Annotated in this window: 17 protein-coding genes; 7 read left to right on the top strand and 10 right to left on the bottom strand. The window is 66.3% G+C overall.

Features of this window, described 5'->3' with window-relative positions; genetic code table 11:
* The first annotated feature begins 2 nt into the window (after positions 1-2).
* On the top strand, positions 3-1,175 hold the full coding sequence (locus RH857_RS02695; RefSeq protein WP_310536436.1) for a phosphotransferase family protein: 1,173 nt from the start codon (positions 3-5) through the stop codon (positions 1,173-1,175).
* 11 nt (positions 1,176-1,186) lie between these two features.
* Here the strand turns inward: RH857_RS02695 and RH857_RS02690 are convergent, their stop codons facing one another.
* Positions 1,187-1,588, bottom strand: a complete 402-nt coding sequence (locus RH857_RS02690; RefSeq protein ID WP_310536435.1) for a hypothetical protein — start codon at positions 1,586-1,588, stop codon at positions 1,187-1,189.
* Between the two features lie 162 nt (positions 1,589-1,750).
* Between RH857_RS02690 and RH857_RS02685 the strand changes: the two genes are divergently transcribed.
* Positions 1,751-2,242, top strand: coding sequence for a hypothetical protein (locus RH857_RS02685; RefSeq protein ID WP_310536434.1), 492 nt, complete (start codon positions 1,751-1,753; stop codon positions 2,240-2,242).
* A 58-nt stretch (positions 2,243-2,300) separates the two neighbouring features.
* Here RH857_RS02685 and RH857_RS02680 read toward each other — a convergent pair whose 3' ends face one another.
* Positions 2,301-2,963 (bottom strand): response regulator transcription factor, encoded by a 663-nt coding sequence (locus RH857_RS02680; RefSeq protein WP_310536433.1) that lies wholly within the window; start codon positions 2,961-2,963, stop codon positions 2,301-2,303.
* Positions 2,960-4,468 carry a sensor histidine kinase gene (locus tag RH857_RS02675; protein WP_310536432.1) on the bottom strand — a complete coding sequence of 503 codons (1,509 nt, stop codon included), beginning with the start codon at positions 4,466-4,468 and terminating at the stop codon, positions 2,960-2,962. The genes RH857_RS02680 and RH857_RS02675 overlap by 4 nt, the downstream gene beginning before the upstream one ends.
* Positions 4,469-4,631: 163 nt before the next feature.
* Here RH857_RS02675 and RH857_RS02670 point away from each other — a divergent pair, with 163 nt between their 5' ends.
* Positions 4,632-5,903 carry a phosphotransferase gene (locus tag RH857_RS02670; RefSeq protein ID WP_310536431.1) on the top strand — a complete coding sequence of 424 codons (1,272 nt, stop codon included), beginning with the start codon at positions 4,632-4,634 and terminating at the stop codon, positions 5,901-5,903.
* A 292-nt stretch (positions 5,904-6,195) separates the two neighbouring features.
* Positions 6,196-6,444, top strand: coding sequence for a WhiB family transcriptional regulator (locus RH857_RS02665; protein ID WP_028463811.1), 249 nt, complete (start codon positions 6,196-6,198; stop codon positions 6,442-6,444).
* A gap of 135 nt (positions 6,445-6,579) precedes the next feature.
* On the opposite strand, the gene RH857_RS02660 is transcribed toward RH857_RS02665, so the two are convergent.
* From RH857_RS02660 to RH857_RS02645, 4 genes are read right to left on the bottom strand one after another with little or no spacing between them, the layout of a single operon-like run.
* Positions 6,580-8,097, bottom strand: coding sequence for a sensor histidine kinase (locus RH857_RS02660; protein WP_310536430.1), 1,518 nt, complete (start codon positions 8,095-8,097; stop codon positions 6,580-6,582).
* A gap of 27 nt (positions 8,098-8,124) precedes the next feature.
* Positions 8,125-12,948, bottom strand: coding sequence for an NAD-glutamate dehydrogenase (locus RH857_RS02655; protein WP_310536429.1), 4,824 nt, complete (start codon positions 12,946-12,948; stop codon positions 8,125-8,127).
* Between the two features lie 59 nt (positions 12,949-13,007).
* Entirely contained in the window at positions 13,008-14,453 is a 1,446-nt protein-coding gene (locus tag RH857_RS02650) for a CpaE/TadZ family protein (RefSeq protein ID WP_310536428.1), read from the bottom strand.
* The gene (locus tag RH857_RS02645) at positions 14,450-15,202 is read right to left on the bottom strand and encodes a CpaB family protein (protein ID WP_310536427.1); all 753 of its coding nucleotides are present in this window, start codon (positions 15,200-15,202) and stop codon (positions 14,450-14,452) included. The genes RH857_RS02650 and RH857_RS02645 overlap by 4 nt, the downstream gene beginning before the upstream one ends.
* 177 nt (positions 15,203-15,379) lie before the next feature.
* Between RH857_RS02645 and RH857_RS02640 the strand changes: the two genes are divergently transcribed.
* The gene (locus RH857_RS02640) at positions 15,380-15,610 is read left to right on the top strand and encodes a helix-turn-helix domain-containing protein (RefSeq protein ID WP_310536426.1); all 231 of its coding nucleotides are present in this window, start codon (positions 15,380-15,382) and stop codon (positions 15,608-15,610) included.
* 4 nt (positions 15,611-15,614) lie between these two features.
* Here RH857_RS02640 and RH857_RS02635 read toward each other — a convergent pair whose 3' ends face one another.
* A complete protein-coding gene (locus tag RH857_RS02635) occupies positions 15,615-16,154 on the bottom strand; it encodes a hypothetical protein (protein ID WP_310536425.1) in 540 nt (179 codons plus the stop codon).
* Between the two features lie 114 nt (positions 16,155-16,268).
* Here RH857_RS02635 and RH857_RS02630 point away from each other — a divergent pair, with 114 nt between their 5' ends.
* Both RH857_RS02630 and RH857_RS02625 read left to right on the top strand, forming a co-directional pair.
* On the top strand, positions 16,269-17,096 hold the full coding sequence (locus tag RH857_RS02630) for a LysM peptidoglycan-binding domain-containing protein (protein ID WP_310536424.1): 828 nt from the start codon (positions 16,269-16,271) through the stop codon (positions 17,094-17,096).
* A gap of 56 nt (positions 17,097-17,152) precedes the next feature.
* Entirely contained in the window at positions 17,153-17,680 is a 528-nt protein-coding gene (locus tag RH857_RS02625) for an Rv3235 family protein (protein WP_310536423.1), read from the top strand.
* On the opposite strand, the gene secA is transcribed toward RH857_RS02625, so the two are convergent.
* Together secA and hpf are read right to left on the bottom strand one after the other, a co-directional pair.
* On the bottom strand, positions 17,681-20,305 hold the full coding sequence (secA, locus tag RH857_RS02620; protein WP_310536422.1) for a preprotein translocase subunit SecA: 2,625 nt from the start codon (positions 20,303-20,305) through the stop codon (positions 17,681-17,683).
* Positions 20,306-20,442: 137 nt separating this feature from the next.
* Entirely contained in the window at positions 20,443-21,168 is a 726-nt protein-coding gene (hpf, locus tag RH857_RS02615) for a ribosome hibernation-promoting factor, HPF/YfiA family (protein ID WP_310536421.1), read from the bottom strand.
* Positions 21,169-21,354 lie beyond the last annotated feature (186 nt).

The raw sequence follows: 21,354 nt of genomic DNA, 5'->3' as shown, positions 1-21,354 counted from the left end.
TCATGACCGCACCACGGATGACCACGACGCCGCGAAACATACCCACCGCAGAGACTGTGACCTCCGCACCCGAAGAGTCTCCGGCTCATACCGCTGCGGAGCCGCTGCCCCGCGAGCTCAATGCTGAAGGAGCCCGCTGGTCCGTCCGGCGGGCCTGGCCCGATAAGCACCCCTGCCGCCTGGGCGTGGAACTGGGCGGGCTGGAAGCGGACGCGGCCGGCCAGATCCGTGCAGGCTGGTGGGAGCACCAGCAGCTCGCACTGCTGCCGGAGGGCGAGGACCCCAAGCTGCCGGCACTGGCTGCCTTCGCGCGCCGCGGCGACGTGGTCTCCCACCGCCCCGCCAAGCGGGCCGTGGTCCACGAGGCAGAGACTGACTCCTTCATCAAGATCGTTCGACCGGGCCGCGCACAGGGGATCCTGGACGGCATCACCCGTGCGGCAGTCTTTGAAGGCCCGTTCCGCACACCGGAACTGATACAGGTAGATGACGCTGCCCGCTCCGCCTGGGTACGCTTCCGGCGTCTGGAGGGGGTCAGTCTCCACAGCCCTGAGGAGCTGCCGGGAAGACTCTGGCACCAGGCCTGGGAGGACGTTCTCCATGCGTGGGAGGCCGCCGGCCGCCGGTCCGCTGAGCACACCACCGCCGTCCACGGCGTGACGGAGGAGTCCCAGGTACTCAGGCACTGGGCTGAGCAGGCCGCACCCCTGATGACTGAGGGCCGGGAACTCTGTGCCGCTGCAGAGTCCCTGGGAGTCCTCCTGCAGGAGCTGCCACAGGCACCGCTGCGCGTCAGCCATCGCGATCTCCACGACAAGCAACTGCTGTGGTCGCCCAAGGGCCCCGGACTGCTGGACGTGGACACTGCGGCCCTGGCTGATCCGGCCCTGGACCTGGGCAATCTGCGCGCCCACGCTCTGCTGCGCCACACCCAGGGGCTGTGGTCGGCAGAACAGGCCGGCGTCGTCGTCGCTGCAGTGGACAGCGCTGCGCGCAGCTGCTCCGTCCCGGCGCCGTCCCTTGGCGTCTACGAGGCCGCTGCGCTGCTGCGTCTGGGATGCGTCTACGCGTTCCGCCCGCAGTACGCCCCGGTGGCCGCGCAGCTGCGCAGGACTGTGCACCAGGTGCTCAGGGAGCCGATCACGACTCCGCTGGGGGACTCAGGCGTGGCCTGAGGTGTGCCGGTTCAGGGTTCGGCGGTCTTCTCAAGCCACATCTGGGTGGGCCGCACAAACAGGAGCACCAGCGCCGCGGCGGCGGGAACCAGGAAGATCAGTCCCAGAAGCCATGCTCCGCCGATCAGGAACGGGAACGAGAGCACTACGATGAGCAGCTGCAGCACCATCGAGGGGGTGCGTGCCGCCGCCGAGCCCATGAAGATGCGGAATCCCAGGAGGATGAGGATGACTCCGGCGAGCACGAAGAGCACCATCATGGCGATCTGGCCTGCGGCGTCGAGCACCTCGGCCTGGGACATCAGGGTTTCGGCCACAGTGAAGCCGACGACGGCGGCACCCTGCAGGAAGAGGATCACGTAGAGGGCCCAGACGCTGGCGGGCCGCTGCGGCAGCGGAGCGGAATCGGACATGGGCTCTATTGAATCATCTGCCGGGGCCCCACCACCGCGGCCGCAGAGCGCAAAATGAGAGTTCTCTCATGTTCGTCTCCTTTTTCCCTCACATTGGCGAGATGAACTGGGGGTGTCTCTAGGATGAGAATTCACCACCGACCAAGGAGCATCTCCCAGACGATGAGCAGACAGACCACCTGGGTCATGACAGGGGCCCTGAGCATTGTCGCCCTCGGGGGCGGCACCGCAATGGTGCACGCCATGAGCGACCGGGCCAGCGAGGATCTCGGCCCTGCCATGCAGGTCGCCTCTGCCTCGCAGGATTCCGGAACCGAGCCCAGCGAAAGCCCCTCCCCCACGGCAGTTCCGACCCAGATCACCCCGGAGACCACGACGCCGCCCACCCCTGAGTCCTCCCCCAGCGAGCGGTCGCGCGGAGGCTCCAGCTCATCACAGTCCGGTTCAGGGGGCTCGGGCGGCTCCAGCTCCGGCGGTTCCAGCTCAGGAGGCTCCGGTGGGGGCCAGCAGCAGGCCTCTGCGCCCACCACGGCTCCCACCACTCAGGCGCCGCCGCCACCGCCGACCACGGTGGCTCCCCCGCCGCCGTCGGTGTACCAGGGCGAGGTCACCAGCCCCACCACGTGGACAGCACCCACGACTCCCACGACGTAGAACCCCAGTGAAGGGCCGTCAGCTGATGAGGACTCCCTCAGTGTCAGCTGAGGGCCCTTCAGGCTTCCAAGCGGTAGCCCACGCCACGGACGGTGCGGATCGTGTCGGCACCGACCTTGGCCCGGAGATAGCGCACGTAGACGTCCACGAGATTGGACCCGGGGTCGAAGCTGTAACCCCACACCCGCTCCAGAAGCTGCTCCCGGCTGAGCACCTGGCCGGGGTGACGCATAAAGGTCTCGGCGAGCGCGAACTCCCGCGAGGAGAGCTCGTGCTCCTTTCCGTCGTCGGTCTTCACCGTCCGTGCGTGCAGATCCAGCACCAGCCGTCCGGCACTCAGCGTCGTAGGCTCCTCTGCGGACCCCGAGCGCAGACGCAGCCGGATGCGCGCCAGCAGCTCGTCAATGCTGAACGGCTTGGCCATGTAGTCATCCGCGCCGGATTCCAGGCCGGCCACCGTGTCCGTGGGGGTCCCCCGGGCGGTGAGAATGATGACAGGCGTGGTCCACCCGCGCCCGCGCAGGCGTGAGAGCAGCTGCAGACCGTCTTCATCGGGCAGCCCGAGGTCCAGCACCGCCAGGTCATTGTGGGTGTTCAGAGCGAATTCGAAGCCCTCACCGGCGGTCTTGGCGCGCACTGTGGCGTAGCCGGCAGCCTTGAGGCCCTTCTCCACGAACGAGGCAATGCGGTCCTCGTCCTCGATGATCAGTACAGAGGTCACGGCAGGAGGTCCTCCGATTCGTCCAGCGGCTTCTCCGCCTCGATGATGTCCGGGGCGGGTATGACGATAGTAAAGGTGGAACCGGCCCCAGGCTCAGAGTCGACCTCCACCCGGCCGTCATGGGCCGCGGCGATCGCCTGAACGATCGGCAGCCCCAGACCCGATCCCGGAGCGGAGCGATCGGTGCGTTCGAAGCGCTCGAAGATCCGGTCCACGTCCTCGGGTGCAATGCCCTGCCCCTGATCCCGCACGCTGAAACCCACTTCATCGCTGCTGATGACTGAGGCCAGCGCAATGACGGAATCCGGCGGGGAGAACTTCACGGCGTTGGCGGCCAGCTGCAGCCAGGCCTGGGTGATGCGCTCCCGGTCCATCATGGCCACCCCCTCGGCGCGGTGCGAGACCCGCCAGCGTCGCTGTCCCAGCGCCACGGCCTTGTCATACATCTCGTCGGTGAGAATGCCGATATCGGTGGGCTCAGGCTGCACGAACCCGGGGTGGTCGGCCTGGGCCAGGGTCGTGAGATCGTCCACTACGCGATTCATGCGCTTGAGTTCGTCAAGTGTCAGCTCACGCGTGGCGTCCACGTCCTGGGGGTCGGCCGGATCGAGAACCTCCAAGTGTCCGCGCACGATCGTGATCGGGGTGCGCAGCTCGTGACTGACGTCGTGGATGAGCTGATCCTGGGCACGGAAAGACCCCTCGAGCCGGTCCAGCATGGCGTTGACGGATTCGGTCATCTCCGCCAGATCATCACGCCCGGAGACGGGAATCCGCTCGGAGAGCTCATCCCGGCCACCGCCGATGCGCCGGGATGTGCTGGCCAGCACCCGGATGGGATACAGCACCCGGCCGGCCACGATCCAGCCGACCAGTCCCACCACTAGCAGGGAGAATGCGGCGACGGCCGCGTAGATGATGAAGACCTCGGAGAAGACTCGCTGCTCTCGCTCCAGGTCATAGACCAGCACGAGGGCGGCGGACTCCATTCCCTCCTCGGCCTGCTCCTCGGACGGGTGCACCGGCACCACGGCGGAGCGGTAGGTGGTGAGATCGGTGGTGGTGGTCACGAACCGGGCGCGGTCTCCCACGGCCATCTGGGACAGCACCTGCCGCAGCTCAGGGTCTTCGTGGATGGCCACATCGGCCACGGGAGCGGTGTACTCCATGCGCTCCCCCACATAACCGCCGATGCCCTCGTTGGTCGCGGGAATCACGCGCTGCATCGCCGTGCGCACCAGATCCTCGGGAGAGGCGAAGGGCTCTCCGGTGGTGGGATCCACCCCCACCTCATGCAGCTGGCGGAACTCTTCGGCGTCAGCGCTGAGCTCGGCGTCGACCCGAGCCTCGACCCGAAGCTGCTGCAGCCATAAGGCCGTGTAGCCGGAGACCACCAGCGCCAGTGCGGCGAGACCCACGACGGCGGCCAGGATGCGGGCACGCACCGTGATGGTCCGCCACGGCCATCGACGGCGGGCACTCGTGGTCTTGGGCGCAGAAGTCACCGCACAAGTTTCTCACTGGTGACAGGACCAATGTGCCGAAAATCCGTGAGAGTTTTCTCATCGCGCCCTCCAGCCACCCGCGATGCAGGCTGCAGCGGGCGTTCGCGGGGTGCTGCCAGACTGGTGACCCCCGCCCTGGAGACCGCGGTGACAGGATAGAGCTATGAATTTCGCCGTCGAGGAGTTTCTTCGCAGCGACGACGCCGGCTGGGTGCTCCAACCGGCGCTCGCCTCCGCCGGGCTTCCTCTGGATGCCTGGCAGCTGGAGCGCGTCTACACGCGCCCCGGAGCGGAGACTTCGGCGAAGTACCTCGTAGAGGCTGACGGCCACACGCTGCGCCTGATCGCCTCGACGGCCCAGCTCAGCGATACGGACCGGCAGGCCCTGGGCGCGGTCCGCTGCGAGTCCTCCGTGGGAACCCTGCACCTGTGGGCCCATCCCGCCGATCCCCACCTTCCCGGACTGCGGATCGCTGAAGACCCCGCAGTTCTCGGCGAGCGACTGGCGGCCTCGGGACTTCTGACCCGCGGCTCGACAGCAGCGACCCCACAAGACCTCCACGCCCGTGGATGGCAGGTCGCCAGCACCGATCTGCGGGTGCTGAGCCCGCTTCGGCGAGCCGTCTACCGGGTGGATCTCGTCCTGGAACCCTCCGGTGCAGGGCAGCCGGCACCGCGGGAGCATCTCTTCCTCAAGGTTGTCAGGCCCGCCAAGGTCGCCGAACTGCTGGATCGCTACCGGGCTTCTCCCCTCACGCCCGCATTCACCGACCTGGGGGATGGCATCATCGCGCTGCGCGCCGCCGAGGGGGCTGCCCTGGCAGAGCATCTGTATCTGCCCTCGCGGCCGCCGCAGGCCGCTCCGCTGGATGCCTCCCTGATTCCCGGCGCCACGGGTGGTTTGAGCAGGCGCGCTCTGCAGTTGCGTCCCCGAACTCCCGTCGCTCAGCGGCTGGGCACCTTCATCGGACCTGCTGCGGCGTCGGGGGCTCCGCGTGAGCGCCTCATGGACTTACTCGCCAGCATTCGAGCGCACCTAAGGCCGGAGCCCGGGCCGGTGGTTCCCGTGCACGGCGACTTTCATCCCGCCAATCTGTTTCTGGCCGCCGATGCTTCTGAGGTGACGGCGCTGATCGACGCCGACACCGTAGGGCCGGGCTACGCGGCCGACGACGCCGCCGTGATGATGGCGCACCTGTGCCTGCTGCCCAGCTTCGATGCGGCAGGCTATGCTCCGGTACCGCACTTTGCCCGCACTCTCTGGGACCTGCTGGTCCAGGAGCATGAGGCGGAGGATCTGGGAGCACGCAGTGCCGGCGTCGTCCTCTCGCTTCTGCCGGGGGCGCGCACGCTTGCCCAGCAGGAGCACTACCTGCGGGCGGCCGAGGCGCTGGCGGTCCAGGAGATGGACTGCGTCTTCGGTCCGGGCGAATGAGCGCGATGCGTCCGCCAGCCCATGTGATGAATCCCACACGGTGAAGTCGTTATTTCTGCGGTGATAGGTCTTGTTTGCCTAGCGTTAACATGTCAGCCTTGAATGCGTAACCAGTTGGGCATGGCGCACTCCCTTTCTCAGCAGTCCTTCCCGGCACCGTTGACGGGCCGCAGCACGCTAAGACGCTGAGCAGCACCCGCACCGGTATTTCTCGGTAGCCTCCCCGACATACACCCAAGACAGCAGCCTTGGCGGTCCCTGCCGCCGCGGCACCAAGGAGTAGTGATCCGCAATGGATTGGCGCAGCCGAGCAGCATGTTTGGACAAGGATCCGGAGCTGTTCTTCCCCGTCGGCAACACCGGACCCGCCCTGCTGCAGATCGAAGAAGCAAAGAGCGTCTGCCGGCGGTGCCCCGTGATGGACACCTGCCTGCAGTGGGCACTCGACACCGGCCAGGATGCCGGCGTCTGGGGCGGCATGAGTGAGGACGAGCGACGCGCCCTGAAGCGGCGTGCCGCACGCGCTCGCCGCGCCAGCTGAGACTGGCGCACACTAGACACTTCCCCGGGTCCCGGTGGTGAGCCTCACGGTTCGCCGCCGGGACCTTCTCGTATCCGCCCGTGGACTGAGCGATCCTGGGAGTCGACGACCTCGGGATAAAGCGCACGGGCACGCCTAACTCAGGATGGGGGCGCGCAGCACCACTCGTGTGCCGACGCGTTCCGCCTCGGCGTCCCCGGGCTGCCATTCGATGGACCCGGAGAGTTCCCCTCGGACGAGAGTCTTGACGATCTGCAGACCCAGCCCCGGCTCCCAGTCCCCCTCCGGAAGGCCCACGCCGTCGTCGGTGAGCTCCACATCCAGGCGCTGACGTCCCGCGGCGTCGGTGTGGCGGTGCACGGTCATGATGACCGTGAGCTGGCGGTGCTCAGGGTCTTCGCTGAAACCGTGTTCGACCGCATTGGCCACGATCTCCGTGATCACCAGCGCCAGCGGCGTGACCATGTCCGGAGGCAGTTGGCCGAAGCTGCCGTGGAGCTCGGTGATGATCCTGCGATCAGACTGCGCCATCTCCGCAGCCAGCCGCAGCTGACGACGCATCAGCTCGTCGACGTCGACGGTCTCCTCCAGGCCCTGTGAGAGCGAGTCGTGAACCATCGCGATGGTCTCCACACGCCGCATGGCCCGGCGGAGCCCTTCCCGGCCTTCCTCGGAGTCCATACGCCGACTCTGCATCCTCAGCAGCGCCGAGACCGTCTGGAGATTGTTCTTCACCCGGTGGTGAATCTCCTTGATGGTGGCGTCCTTGCTCATGAGCTGCTTCTCACGCCGTCGCAGCTCCGTGACGTCACGGCACAGCACAAGCGCAGCGAAGCGCTCCCCGTTGCGGTAGAGCGGGATCGAGCGCAGCGTCACCGCTGCGCCATGCGCCTCCAGCTCGGCTCGCATGGCACGCCGTCCGGTGAGCATGAGGGGCTGGGACTCGTCGACCACCACACCAGTGGCTCGCTGCAGCTCGGCACCGATTCCGGCCAGCGAGCGGCCTTCCAAGGTGTCGGCGACCCCGAGCCGCGACAAAGCAGAGACCGCATTGGGACTGGCGAAGGTGATCTTGCCCTCCAGGTCCAGCCGAAGCAGGCCGTCACCGATGCGTGGAGCTCCGGAATAGCCGGTGAACTCCTGGGAAGCATCGGGCCAGAGGCCCTTCGAAGCCATGACCAGCAGGTCTTGTGCGCAGCGCCGGTAGGTCAGCTCCAGGCGTGAAGGCGTCCGCAGCGCTGCCACGGAGAAATGCAGGGTGATTACCGCAACGGTTCGTCCCCGGCGGGTGAGGGGAATGGCGGTGACCCGCATCTTCGCCGGAGACGGCTGCCCCTGGTCGGAGGAGTTCGTCTCAACTTTGGAGACCCACGCCCGCTCCACCATGGGCTTCAGATCCGCCCGGATCCTGTCCCCGACGACGTCGCGGTGAATAAGCGTCTGTGTGGTGGAGGGACGGGCTTGAGCCAGCGCCACATAGGAGCGGGCCTCAGCACTGACGAAGCCCTCCACCGTGTGGGGGAACCACAGCACCAGGTCGGAGAAGGCTAAGTCCGAGAGCATCTGCCAATCCCCCACCAGGGCGTGCAGCCACTCCACATCGCCCCGGCTCAGGTGCGGATGGGCGTCGAGACGATCACTGAAGACAGCCATGTAGGTGATGCTCCCCTTGCCGATCGTTTAGGCGCTGATGAGTCCGCGCAGCTGGCGCAGGAGCACCGTCAGCGAGGCGATGTCGTCGCCGCCCTTGGCCGCGAGCTCCTCGAAGAGACGGCGACTGCGATCCAGTCGCTGCGCATGGGCGTCCTTCCATGCCTGCAGGCGCTCATGGGCGGGTGCCGGTTCGGTGGTGCGCAGCACGGACTCGGTGATCTCTTTGGCCGCGGCGTAGAGCTCTTCGCGCTGGGCGCCGCGGGCCAGAGCCTGCCACTTGTCACGCCGCGGAAGCGCAGCGATGCGCTCCAGCAGCGTGTCCACGCCGAAGTCTGCGTAGACGGCGTAGTAGACCCCGGCGATCTCCTCGGAGTCCTCCCGCAGTTCCTCGGCCAGAGAGGCCACATCAAGCAGGGAGAAGCTTTCGAAGAGCTGGGAGTACCAGTCGGAGAGCTCCTGGGGCAGACCGTGCTCGGCCAGCTCGGCCCGCCGCTGGGCCACAGCTTGGCTGTTCTCGCCCTGCAGGTAAGGCTCGAGGTCGCGGTAGAGCGGATCGATGTGGGAGCGGTAGCGCTGAATCTCCTCAGCGATGGTCTCCCCTGGGTGATCCTGCTGCAGCAACCACCGCACCGCGCGGTCCAGCAGCCGTCGCATATCGACGTACATGGCGGCCCACTTCTCCCGCGGGAAACTCACAGGAAGAGCCCTCATGGCGGCGTCGAACTCATCCAGGCGGAAGACCTCTCGGGCCACGACGAAGGCTCGCACCACCTGATCCTCGGAGGCGAAGGTCTCCTCCATGGTGCGGAAGACGAAGGTGGCTCCGCCCATGTTGATGGTGTCGTTGGCCAGCACCGTGGCGATGATCTGGTGCGCCAGGGGGTGCCGGTGCAGCTCAGCGCTGTAGTCCCGGGTGATTCGCGAGGGGAAGTATTCTTCCAGGACCTGTGAGAACCACTCGTCTGAGGGTAGCTCGGAGGCGGCCAACGCGCCCTTGAGCTGAATCTTGGAGTAGGCCGCGAGCACAGACAGTTCCGGTGAGGTCAGCGGGGCGACGCCCTCCTGGGTCCGCTGCGCAATCTGCTCTCCGGTAGGCAGCACCTCAAGCCGACGATCCAAGCCCGCGGTGTCTTCGAGCCAATCAATGAGGCGCCCGAAGCTGGGAGACCACTGGTTCAGCCGCTGCCGGTCGGCCAGCAGCAGGACGTTCTGATCTCGATTGGTCTGCAGGACCAGTTCGGCGACCTCCTCGGTCATTTCTTTCAGCAGGTCAGTCCGGTCGTTCTCCGCGAGGTGGCCGGAGGAGATGAGCCGGTCCAGCAGAATCTTGATATTGACCTCGTGATCGGAGCAGTCCACACCGGCGGAGTTGTCGATCGCGTCGGTGTTCAGCCGCACGCCGTGCTGAGCGGCCTCGATACGCCCGGCCTGGGTGAGTCCGAGGTTTCCGCCCTCGCCGATCACGCGGGCACGCACCTCTGTGCCGTTGATCCGGATGCCGTTGTTGGCGCGGTCTCCGACCTCCTCGTGCGTCTCATGTGCCGCCTTGACATAGGTGCCGATGCCGCCGTTGTAGAGCAGGTCCACCGGGGACTTCAGCAGGGCCCGGATGAGCTCGGGCGGAGTCAGCTGCTCCACCTCGGCGGGCAGGTCGAAGCGCTCACGCATCTGGGGCGTGATCTCGATGCTGCGCGCGCTACGGGGGAAGACCCCGCCTCCCTCCGAGATCAGCTCGGGGTCGTAGGCGTCCCAGCCGGAACGCTCGGCGGTGAAGAGTCGCTGCCGCTCGGCGAAGGAGGCCGCGGCGTCGGGGTCGGGATCGATGAAGATGTGCAGGTGGTTGAATGCCGCCACCAGCCGGATGTGCTCGGAGAGCAGCATCCCGTTGCCGAAGACGTCTCCGCCCATGTCCCCGATCCCGACCACGGTAAAGTCCTCGCTCTGGGTGTCCTGCCCCATCTCGGCGAAATGGGATTTCACCGACTCCCAGGCGCCGCGAGCGGTGATGCCCATGGCCTTGTGGTCGTAGCCGACCGATCCTCCGGAGGCGAAGGCGTCGCCCAGCCAGTGGCCGTACTCCTTGCTGATGGCGTTGGCGGTGTCCGAGAACGTTGCGGTGCCCTTGTCCGCAGCGACCACGAGGTAGGCGTCGTCGCCGTCGTGGCGCACCACATCCTCGGGTGGGATGATCTCGATGCCCTCCTCGCCCTCGATCTGGTTATCCGTGACATCCAGAAGCGCGCGGATGAAGATCTTGTACGCCTCGCGGCCTGCCTCAAACCAGGCGCCGCGGTCCTCACGGGGGTTGGGGAGCTGCTTGGCGAAGAACCCGCCCTTGGCACCGGAGGGCACGATGACCGCGTTCTTGGCCATCTGCGCCTTCACCAGTCCTAGCACCTCGGTGCGGAAGTCCTCCTGCCGGTCCGACCAGCGCAGACCGCCGCGGGCAATCGCGTCGAACCGCAGATGGGTCCCCTCCACGGCCGGGGAGTAGACCCAGATCTCATGTGCCGGACGCGGCTGCGGAGCTGCGTCGATACTCGCCGGTCGCAGCTTGAAGGAAACCCACTCCCGTCCCTGGTAGAGGTTGGTGCGGTCGGTGGCATCGATGAGGTTCAGCAGCGTGGAGAGCACGCGGTCGGCGTCGAGCGTGGAGACGTCTTCCAGGGCCTCGGTCACCCGCGTACGGCAGGCCCGCATGGACTCCTCGCGTCCCTGCTCGATCTCCGGAGAGAACTTCGCGGTGAAGTAGTCGACCAGTCCGCTGGCCACCGCGGGGTTGGACAGCAGCGCCTCGGCGAGGAAGTCATAGGAGTGGGAGCTGCCCAGCTGGCGCATGTACTTGGCATAGGCGCGCAGCACGGTGACCTTCCGGCTGGAGAGCCGAAGGCGAAGGACCAGTCGCGAGAAGACATCGGCCTCGCTGCGCCCGGTGAGCACATCCAAATACGCCTCCTTCAGGAGGTCGATCGTGGTGTGCGGGTCAACGTCAGAGGGGTAGCACAGGCCGAGGTCGTAGAGGTGGAAAGTGGCTCCGTCTGCAGCACGGATGGCATAGGAGCGCTCATCCAGAACGGTGAGTCCGAAGTCGTCGATGATCGGGAGCGTATCGGTCAGCGTCTTGGGCTCAGTGAGGTAGAGCTTCAGGCGCATATGCGCGGCATCCTCCCCTCCGCGCGGCGGGTAGAAGTACAGGCGCGGACCGGCCTCGGGCACCGCCTCCAGAGTTTCGAACTCAGCGGCGTCGTGAAGGGCGTCGGGCACCTCGTAGAGGACCCGGTAGTCATCGGGGAAGGCCTCTCCCCACCGGCGGGCGATGTGGTCGGCATGACCGGTGGAATACCGCTCCGCGGCCTCTTGGGCGATGCCCTCGCCCCAGGAGCGGATGGCTCGGGTGAGTCGGGCCTCCAGCTCATCCTCAGCGATGGAGGGCTCGCCGGCGTCCTCCTTGAGCCGCATGCGGAAGAACACCCTGGCCAGAACGGAATCCGACAACCGCACGGTGAAGTCGATGGATTCAGCGTCGATATGGGTCAGCAACTCGGACTCCACCCGGCGACGTACGGCGGTGTTGTAGCGGTCACGCGGGAGATAGACCAGCGCGGTCATGAAGCGCCCGTAGTGGTCCTCCCGCAGGAAGAGCTTGACGCGACGGCGTTCCTGCAGCTGCAGGATCTGCCAGGTGACGGCTTCGATCTCCTCGATGTCCATCTGCAGCAGCTCATTGCGCGGGTAGGTCTCCAGGATCTGGAGGAGGTCGTTGCCGGAGTGCGAGTCGGCGGTGAAACCCGAACGCGCCAGCAGCTGCTTGGAGCGGGCCCGAAGCAGCGGGATGGTGGAGATCGACTGGGTGTAGGCGCGCTCGCTGAAGAGTCCCAGGAAGCGTCGCTCACCGGTGACGGTGCCGTCCTCCGAGAACGTCTTGACCGCGACGTAGTCCATGTAGGTCCGCCGCCGAACGGTCGAGCGGGAGTCGGCTTTGGTGATGACCAGGGGCTTAAGCCCGCGCGCCCGCTCTCGGCTCGGGTCAGAGAGCTCTGAGGCGCGCTTGGGTACAGGGACGCCGTTCACGTCCGAAAGAATGCCCAGCCCGGTGCCGGGCACCGGTTCCAGGTGGGAGGCGCCGTCGTCGTCGGTGATCTCGTAGTCCCTGGATCCCAGGAAGAGGAAGTTGCCCTCGCCCATCCATTCCAGCAGCTCGGAGGATTCATTGATCTCCGGCAGCCCGGTGGTCCGGCGCAGACCGGCGGCGGCGGTGCGGACCTGCTCGATCATCGCGGCCTGGTCACGGTTGCTGGCCTCGACGTCGACGAGGATGCTGCGGATTCCCTCCGCTAGTGTGCTGGCCTGCTCCTCGGTGATGACGCGGTCCAGCTCCACCGCGATCCAGGATTCGATCTGGGTCCGGTCAGAGTCGCTGATCAGCGCAGCCAGCGAGGGCAGGGTCTGGGTGTCGCCGGAGGAAAGCGCCCGGGTCTCGGTGGGCAGCTCCTTCACCTCTTTGAGCTCATAGCTCTGCGGGTCCCTGGAGGTCAGGAAGATCGGGTGCACCACCAGGGAGATCGCGTGCCCGCAGCGGGTGATCTCTGCGGTGACCGAGTCGACCAGGTAGGGCATGTCATCGGTGACGACCTCGACGATGCTGCGATGCCCGACCGTCACGACGGACACGGCCGGCTCGCCCTGGGAGCGACTCCTGGCCAGCTGGGCGTGCTGCTGGACCCGGTCGAGCTGGTGGTCCCGACCCACTTGCCAGAGGTCTTCGTGGGCGATGTGCGCGTAATAGGACTCAGCGAGCCGGTCCACGGAATCAGCGTCCCGAACGGTCCACAGCAGAGTCTCAGCGGTCACGTGTGTCACTCTCCGAATCGCAGTCGCCGACGGCCGGAACTTTCCGACCTGGTCATGCTTCAGCCTATCTTTCCCTCAGTGCGGGGACTAGCACGCTCACCGCTGATGCGCCGGCTGCGTCGGCCTGTTCTCCCGCCGGACGCCAGCCTCCGCCGCCGGGAGGGGATGACGATCCCGGCAAGCTGCGCGATCTCACGGCGAAGGACCGATTGCGGAGCCGCTTCGGCAAGGACCTGTCCCTTCAGGAGCGCGGTATCGCATGCGGCCTGATCCCACGACAGGAAGTGCCCGATCCGTCCGCGGCCCTGCAGCTGCTCCCATGCCTGCCGCAGCTGATCGCGGGGAGATCGTCCCACGACGGTGCGGCGCACCTGATTGATGATCAACTCCGGGGTCACCGCATCGGGGAGCCGCTCGCGGTGCTCCTCCAGAGCTTTGACCAGGCGTGAGAAGCTCACCGGGTCCGCCGCTCCGACCGTCAGCGTCCGGTCAGCGCTGCGCAGGGCGCTCAGCGTCGCGCCGTGTCGCTGCGGGGCGAGGACGTCGAACCCCGTCTCCTCCGACTCGATACTGGCGGCGACGTCGATGAGGACGCAATCGTAGTGTATGGCTGCCAGCTTCAGGACTCGCTCTATGCCTCGCGGGCGCAGCTGGGCCCAGCGGTCGGCTCGGGGCAGGCCGGTCAGCACGTCCCAGGCGGCTCCTGCGGTCTCCACCGTGATGGCGCTTCTCGCCAAAGCCGCATGGTCCAGCGTTCCCATCTCGGCGAAACGGCATGCCTGCGCCAGTCCGGCCGTCTCATCCAGCAACCCCAGATGGACGGCCACTGCCGCAGCGGTGGTGTCGGCGTCGATCAGCAGCACCCGCGCTCCGGAGAGTGCCAGCTCGGCCGCGAGGTTCACGGCTACGGTGGTGCGCCCGGGACTGCCGTGAGACCCCCACACGCAGGTCAAGCCCTGCAAGGGCACGGACTCACCGGAGGTCTCAGCCTCAGTGATGTCCTCCGGGCCCTGCGGGGGTGCCGAATCGGTGCCGGAGATGACATAAGCCTCCGGGGCCGACGCCTCGGCGGTCGGTGTACTCGGCCAGTCCTGGACCACCGGCGAGGGAAAGGAGGACAATTCCACACCTTCGGCGACCATCGGAGGGCCGGGGATGTCCCGTCCCTCCTCCAGCGCACGGGCGAGCCGGGCGGGATCGACGTCGTCGTCGAAGCAGACTGCCCCCAGTCGGCTCAGCCGTGCCCGCTCCGCGGCGACATCAGACACGATGACCACATGGGTGCCTCGGCCGCGCAGCTCAGAGAGCAGGGTGTCAGCGAGCGCCTCCGTACCGCCGACGATGAGCGCCGCGTCGGCCCGGATCGCCGCCGCCACAGCAACCAACTCCGCCAGGTCCTCGCAGCGGCGATCCACGGTGACGCGACTGTGCAGACTCTCCAGCGCCGCCACGTGGTCCCGAGCGAGCTGACCCGTGGTGACGACGGAGCAGTAGTGCATGCTCATGGCGCAGCCGAGGGAGCGGCATCCTGGGTGGGTTCGGAAGAGGGCAGCTCCGCCCCGGCCGGCAGCACAGACAGTGCAGCACCTGAACCCATGGTGGCCAGAAGATCAGGGATCTCCGCCGGCTCCACCAGCATTTCGACTGTGACCGCGTGAGCGGCTCCGAACGCCGAGGTGTCTTCACGGATATCGATGACTTCGGCACGCTCAGCGGCACGCCGGACCTCAGGCGACTCCTCGTCAAGCACCGCGGCAGAGGTGGCCCAGACGTCGACGAGGCGACCGGGTTTCACCGCCCCCGCCAGAGGATGATCAACCTGTACCGTGACGGCCTGCCGGCCCGAGGCGTCGGCGGAAGCCACCGCACGCCGCGGAAGCAGCTCACCCTCGCCGATGAATGTGACGACCTCCACGTCCTCGGGCAGACCCTCCTCTGCGGAGAGGTAGTGCGAGGCGCCGTCCTGGTAGCGAATGTGGACGACACGAAGGTCCTGATCAGTGAGCGGGTCCCCCACCGAGAGGGCGCGGTCGGCAGCATAGACCGGGATCGTACGGTCTTGTGCGGAAACCAACGCCACGACCCCGGCCACTGATACCGCGGTGATCAGCAGGCCTAGCAGCAGCCGCGGGTCCCTCCAAGACGGACGGCGCAGGCGCACGGCCGTCTGGTCCGCCTCTGATTCAGCCGGTCCACCAGCACTGTTCCTCTCGGCCGGGCTCCCGTTCCGGCGCATGGATGTCCTCGTTGACATGACTCCACTCCCACGTGTCCTCCGTGAGAGTCACAGTAGTAGAAGGCCCACCGGCTGGGAAGAACCTCTGGGTCCTGTGGAGAACGGAGCTTGGCCCACTCACCCGGCGATGCCACAATGGAAACGATCGACATCAAACGCGACCTTTTGACACGACTGTCCCCTCAAGGAGATGTCATGCGTAAGTTCCTCACCCTCCCCGATGTGGCCGAGGCTCTGAGCATCTCTATGTCGCAGACCCGCGCGCTCATCAAATCCGGAGAGCTTGAGGGCATTCAGATCGGTGGGCGTGGCCAGTGGCGGGTCGAGGAAGCCAAGCTCGACGAGTACATCGAGCGTCAGTACGCAGCCCAGCGGGCAGCCCGGGCTGAGCGCTCAGCCCCGCAGGCGACCTCCGAGCCGCGCTGACGCCTCAGAGGGCGAAGTCCGCACTGCCGCGCACGGCACATATCCCTGACAGGGGGACGCTGACCGTACCCCCGGAGCCACTGCGAAGGTCAAGATGATCCTGCCCCACTGTGAGGATTCTCCCCCGGCCCAGCTCGTCCTCAGCGCCCAGAAGAACCACGGGCTCTGCCGCCTCGGCTAGCATCCGCAGCACCGAAGGGAGCCCGAGGCGGCGCTGTGCCGCAGAAGACTCCTCCCGCACCCCTGGACCAAGACCTTCCGCGGTGAGAAGGCTCCGCAGGGGCACTACATAACCGGCTCCTGCCGCCACACCAGCGCACCAGTCCGAACCCACGCCCACCAGCTGAAGCTCGAGGCGCAGATCAGCCTGCACGCGCAGGCGTACGCAACGCCCTCGGTGGGCTCGCAGTCGATCAGCCAGCACGTGCCGGGATCGTTCAAGCTCCAGCATCTGCACCGCCTCGGCCTCCAGGGCTTGGATTTTTTCCTCAGCCCACTGCGCCTCGAAGTCCGAGAAGAGGTGCTCCCACCGCGCGCTCGACATGGGCCCAGTATGCCAGCAGAGCGCTCGGTTCTCGTGACCTCTTCCCACAGCACTTCACACTGTGTATGCTCTGAAGCCATCAAACAGCATCAAACGGCAACGAACGGAATCGACATGCTGCGTGATCTCGCGGTGAGCCTCACCCTCGTCCTAGCAGGCCCGGCGCTGCTGCTGTGCGTCCGGGCCACGCTCATCCCCGCCGGCCTTTCGGAAGGCAACGGATCTCTGACGTCCGGGGCACTTCCGGCCCTGCTGCAGAGCGTGCAGCGCCTGATGCACAACGATCCCGCTGCCTATGCCGCCCTCCTGGGGCTGCTCGCGGCCCTGTGCGGCATCGGCCTGACGGTGTATGCCCTTCTGGGGCTGCTGAGCACTCTGCTGTGGGCACTGGCCATCAGGAGCTCCCGGGTGCAGGTCTCACCGGCGCTGATCACAGCCCTGCGGCGCATGGCGCCCGAGGCGATGCGCCGGCTGGCAGCAGGAGCCCTGGGACTTCAGCTGAGCTTGGGACTGGGACTGACCGGTCTGGCCCCCGCCGCGGCCCAGGCGCTTCCTCCCACCATCGATCACGCGAACTCCCGCACCGATCCCGCGCCGCACACAGAATCTTCCCGGCGACCAGCAGGCCCTCCCCACGAGACCCGCCCCGAGCAGCCACGCAGCGTCCTGTTCCTGCCTACTCCCCCGCCGGCGGAGTCGCCACGGCTGCGCCCACCCGAGCGGGAAGCCCATGACCTCCGCCCCGGCGTGACGGTGCGACCGGGCGACTCGTTGTGGGACATTGCTGCCGATCACTTGGGGCCTGACGCCGACGACTGGGAAATTGCCGCGGAATGGCCGCGCTGGTGGGAGGCCAACAGGACGCGCATCGGAGACGATCCTGCCCTGCTCAAACCCGGCACTCTTCTTCACGCGCCCTCTCCTCGAGACGGTGACCTGTGAAGACAGCCAGCTCTGCTCGCCCCTTAACCCCGAGACATCACGGAAGGACAGAACCCATGACCGCTACTGTCGCATCACCGGCACGCAGACCCGCCCAGTTCACCCTTCAGCGCGAGGCCGAGGCTCGGCGCCTCGCGGCGCCTGACCGTCCCCGCTCAGACTTCAGCGCGACAGCGCCCCAGGACGGAGATGGGACACGGCCGACCGCGTTAGCAACCTCCCGCGAAGAGCATCGACAGATTCTGGCGATCTCACGGATTGTCTGCGTCGCTGCGGTGGAGTCACTGGCAGGTCTGCGCCCGGTTCACCAGATGGCACGTTGGCTTCATTTCGATGTCCATCAACGGTTGCGGGTGCGAGCGGAGCTAATAGCCCGTAACCGGCATGTGCAGCATTCGCGGGGAACGGCACTGCGGACCTCGCCTCGTCCGGCGGAGGTCCGCAGCATGCGGGCAGACAACGTCGCCCGGGGTGTCTGGGAGGTGGCGGTGATCTTCACCGACGGCCACCGCACCCGGGCCTGTGCGCTGCGGCTGCAGGCGCACAGGCGGCGCTGGCAGGTTGTTGCCCTAGAACTGGGCTGATCAGTTAGTGGCCGCGGGGCTCGAGCCCTGGGAATCCTTCAGTCCGGGAACCTTGACCTGCTTGCCCGAAACCGCCACGCGCCCGTCCTTGACGCCGGGCAGGGAGGTCTTCTCCTCCTCCGGCACCACAGACTGCACCTCGGCCTTGAAGAGCAGCCGCACGGAGTCCTCGCGAATGCCGTCAGCCATGGTCTGGAAGAGCAGGTAGCCCTCGCGCTGGTACTCCACCAGCGGATCGCGCTGCGCCATCGAGCGCAGACCGATTCCCGACTTCAGGTAGTCCATCTCGTAGAGGTGCTCCTGCCACTTGTCATCAATCACTGACAGCAGCACGCGGCGCTCAAGCTGCCGCAGAGCCTCCGCCCCGATCTCCTCTTCCTTCTTCTCGTAGGCAATCTTCGCATCGGAGACGAGCTCGCGCTTGAGCAGTTTGACGGAGAGCTGATCCAGCCCGCCGGCCTCCTCCACAAGATCCTCGATCTCCAGCGTGATGGGGTAGAGCCCCTTGAGCTCCTCCCACAGACCTTCCAGGTCCCAGTCCTCAGGCGAAGAGGCGGTGGTTTTCTCGTCGATCATCAGGGACACAGCGTCCTCAATGAAGTGCTGCACCTTACCGTGCACATCGTCGCCCTCGAGAATGCGCCGGCGGTCGGAGTAGATGGCCTCACGCTGACGGTTCATGACGTCGTCGTACTTCAGCACGTTCTTGCGGGTCTCGGTGTTCTGGGACTCACGCTGCTGCTGAGCGTTGGCGATCGCCGAGGAGACCAGCTTGTGCTCGACGGGAATCTCGTCAGCCATGGCCGGGGAATTCATGATCCGCTGAGCAGCGGCCTGGTTGAACAGCCGCATGAGGTCATCGGTCAGGGAGATGTAGAAGCGGGACTCACCGGGGTCGCCCTGGCGTCCGGCACGACCGCGCAGCTGGTTGTCGATGCGGCGGGACTGGTGGCGCTCGGTGCCCAGCACGTAGAGGCCGCCGAGCTCACGGACCTCCTTGCCCTCAGCCTCAGCCTCCTCCTTGGCGCGGGCGAAGACCTCAGGCCACTTGGCCTCGTACTCCTCGGCGTCCTCCTTGGGATCCAGCCCGAGCTTCTCCATCTCATGGACGGCGTTGAACTCGGCATTGCCGCCGAGCATGATGTCGGTGCCGCGTCCGGCCATATTCGTGGCCACCGTGACAGCGCCCTTGCGGCCGGCCTGGGCCACGATCGCAGCCTCACGCTCGTGGTTCTTCGCGTTGAGGACTTCGTGGCGGATGCCCTCCTTGGCCAGCAACTTGGAGAGGTATTCAGACTTCTCGACCGACTCGGTGCCCACCAGGATGGGCTGGCCCTTCTTGTGGCGAGCGACGATGTCCTTCAGAACGGCGTCAAACTTCACGACTTCGTTCTTATAGACCAGGTCGTTGTGGTCGATGCGCTGACGCGGCCGGTTTGGCGGAATGGGCACCACACCGAGCTTGTAGGTGGACATGAACTCCGCCGCCTCGGTTTCGGCGGTGCCGGTCATGCCGGAAATCTTCTCGTAGCCGCGGAAGTAGTTCTGCAGGGTTACAGTGGCCCGGGTCTGGTTCTCGGGCTTGATCCGGACGTTCTCCTTGGCCTCGATGGCCTGGTGGAGCCCCTCGTTGTAGCGGCGGCCCTTGAGGATGCGGCCGGTGTGTTCGTCGACGATGTGGACTTCGTTCTTCACCACCACATAGTCGGTGTCGCGCTTGTAGAGCTCCTTGGCCCGGATCGCATTGTTCAGGTACTGAATCAGGGTGGTGTTCTGGGTCTCGTAGAGGTTCTCAATGCCCAGGTAATCCTCGACCTTGTCGATTCCCGACTCAAGGACGCCGACGGTCCGCTTCTTCTCGTCGACCTCGTAGTCCTCATCGCGCTTGAGCTGGGTGACCAGCTTGGCGAAGTCCGAGTACCACCGGGAGATGTCACCGGAGGCCTGCCCGGAGATGATCAGCGGGGTGCGGGCCTCATCGATGAGGATGGAGTCAATCTCATCGATGATCGCGTAGTGGTGCTCGCGCTGGACGAGGTCGTCCAGCGACTGCGCCATGTTGTCGCGCAGGAAGTCGAAGCCGAACTCATTGTTGGTGCCGTAGGTGATGTCTGCGGCGTAGGCCTCGCGACGGGCGGCAGGCCGCATGTCATTGGTGATGGTGCCGACACTCAGCCCCAGGAACCGGTAGACGCGTCCCATCAGATCGGACTGGTACTTGGCCAGATAGTCATTGACCGTGATGACGTGGACGCCCTTGCCGGTCAGCGCGTTGAGGTAGGCCGGAGCCGTCGCCACCAGGGTCTTGCCCTCACCGGTGCCCATCTCGGCGATATTGCCCAGGTGCAGGGCCGCCCCGCCCATGAGCTGGACATCGTAGTGGCGCTGCCCCAGGGTCCGGCCCGCGGCCTCACGGACGGCGGCGAAGGCCTCGGGAAGCAGAGAGTCCAGGGACTCCCCGTCGTCGAGCCGTTCCTTGAAACGCTCGGTCTCGGCGCGGAGTTCCGCGTCGCTGAGCTCCTTGAACTCGTCCTCAAGGACATTGACGGCGTCGGCATAGCCGCGCAGTCGTTTCAGGATCTTCTTGTCCCCGGTCTTGAGGATTCGTTCGAGCAGAGTAGGCACAGCCGGTTCTCCAATAGGTATCTAGACACACTGAACCATGAGTCAGTGTACGTCTTACGGACGCCCCCTTCGAAAGACCTGGGTGTGAAGCGGGTTTTTCTCCGGGGGCGTCCGGGCCTGTTGCGACTTCTGGGACGCTATGCGGCGTTCACGTGCGAGAGCGTCGTGCCGTTGGAGGGACGGTAAGAGCGTTCTTCAGTCTCACCGCTTGCCGCCTTCTTCTCCGGGTCCAGAGAGATGACGCCGTAGGTCCACCCGCGACGTCGGTAGACCGCTGAGGGCTGACCGGTCTCGGCGTCGATGAAGAGGTAGAAGTCGTGGCCCACGAGTTCCATCGCGTCGACAGCGGCGTCGACGCTCATCGGCTCGGCGGGGAAGACCTTGCGCCGGATGCGGATGGGATCCGCCCATTCGTCCTCGGCCGGCGGCGCGTCGTGAGCGTCGGCGGCGTCGAGTACCTGTTCGTAGAGGGGCCGATCCGGGTCCGCGGGAGTGAGACCGGCGAGCGCCTGACCCACGGACGGCACCGCATGGGGGTTACCGTTGGTGCGTGCCTGGGTCTTCTTCTTATCGCGCGCCCGGCGCAAGCGCTCGGTGACTTTGTTCAGAGCGATCTCGAAGGCTGCGTACTTCTCCTCAGCCTGAGCTTCAGCCCGGACCACCTTGCCGCGGCCGATGACTGTCAGCTCGACGGTGATGGTCTCGGCGGCATTGCGATGCGAGTTCTCACTGGAGACCTTGACCTCCAGCCGTTGGCCCCTGTCGGCGAGCTGGCTGATCTTCTCCAGTTTGCTTCCGACGTGGTCCCGGAATCCCTCCGGGATGGTGATGCCGCGGCCGGTGTAGGTGACCTGCATGGTCATGGGGTCCTCCTTCTCTCCGTAGCTGCGCAGCGGTGCGGAGAGACCGTACAAGCCCCTCGCCGCTGCGATGGGACTCTTATTCAGGTACCCATACTTCACCCTATGACGAAGACCCTTTGAGGGGAAGGGGCCGACGAGACTCAGAGAAAGTCCCCGCGTAGCCAGGGGCCGTGCCTCATAGAAAAG

The organism is Nesterenkonia flava, assembly GCF_031432335.1.
Lineage (GTDB): Bacteria > Actinomycetota > Actinomycetes > Actinomycetales > Micrococcaceae > Nesterenkonia > Nesterenkonia flava.
The sequence above is the reverse complement of the archived record's forward strand: the minus strand, read 5'-3'. Positions and strand labels throughout refer to the sequence as shown.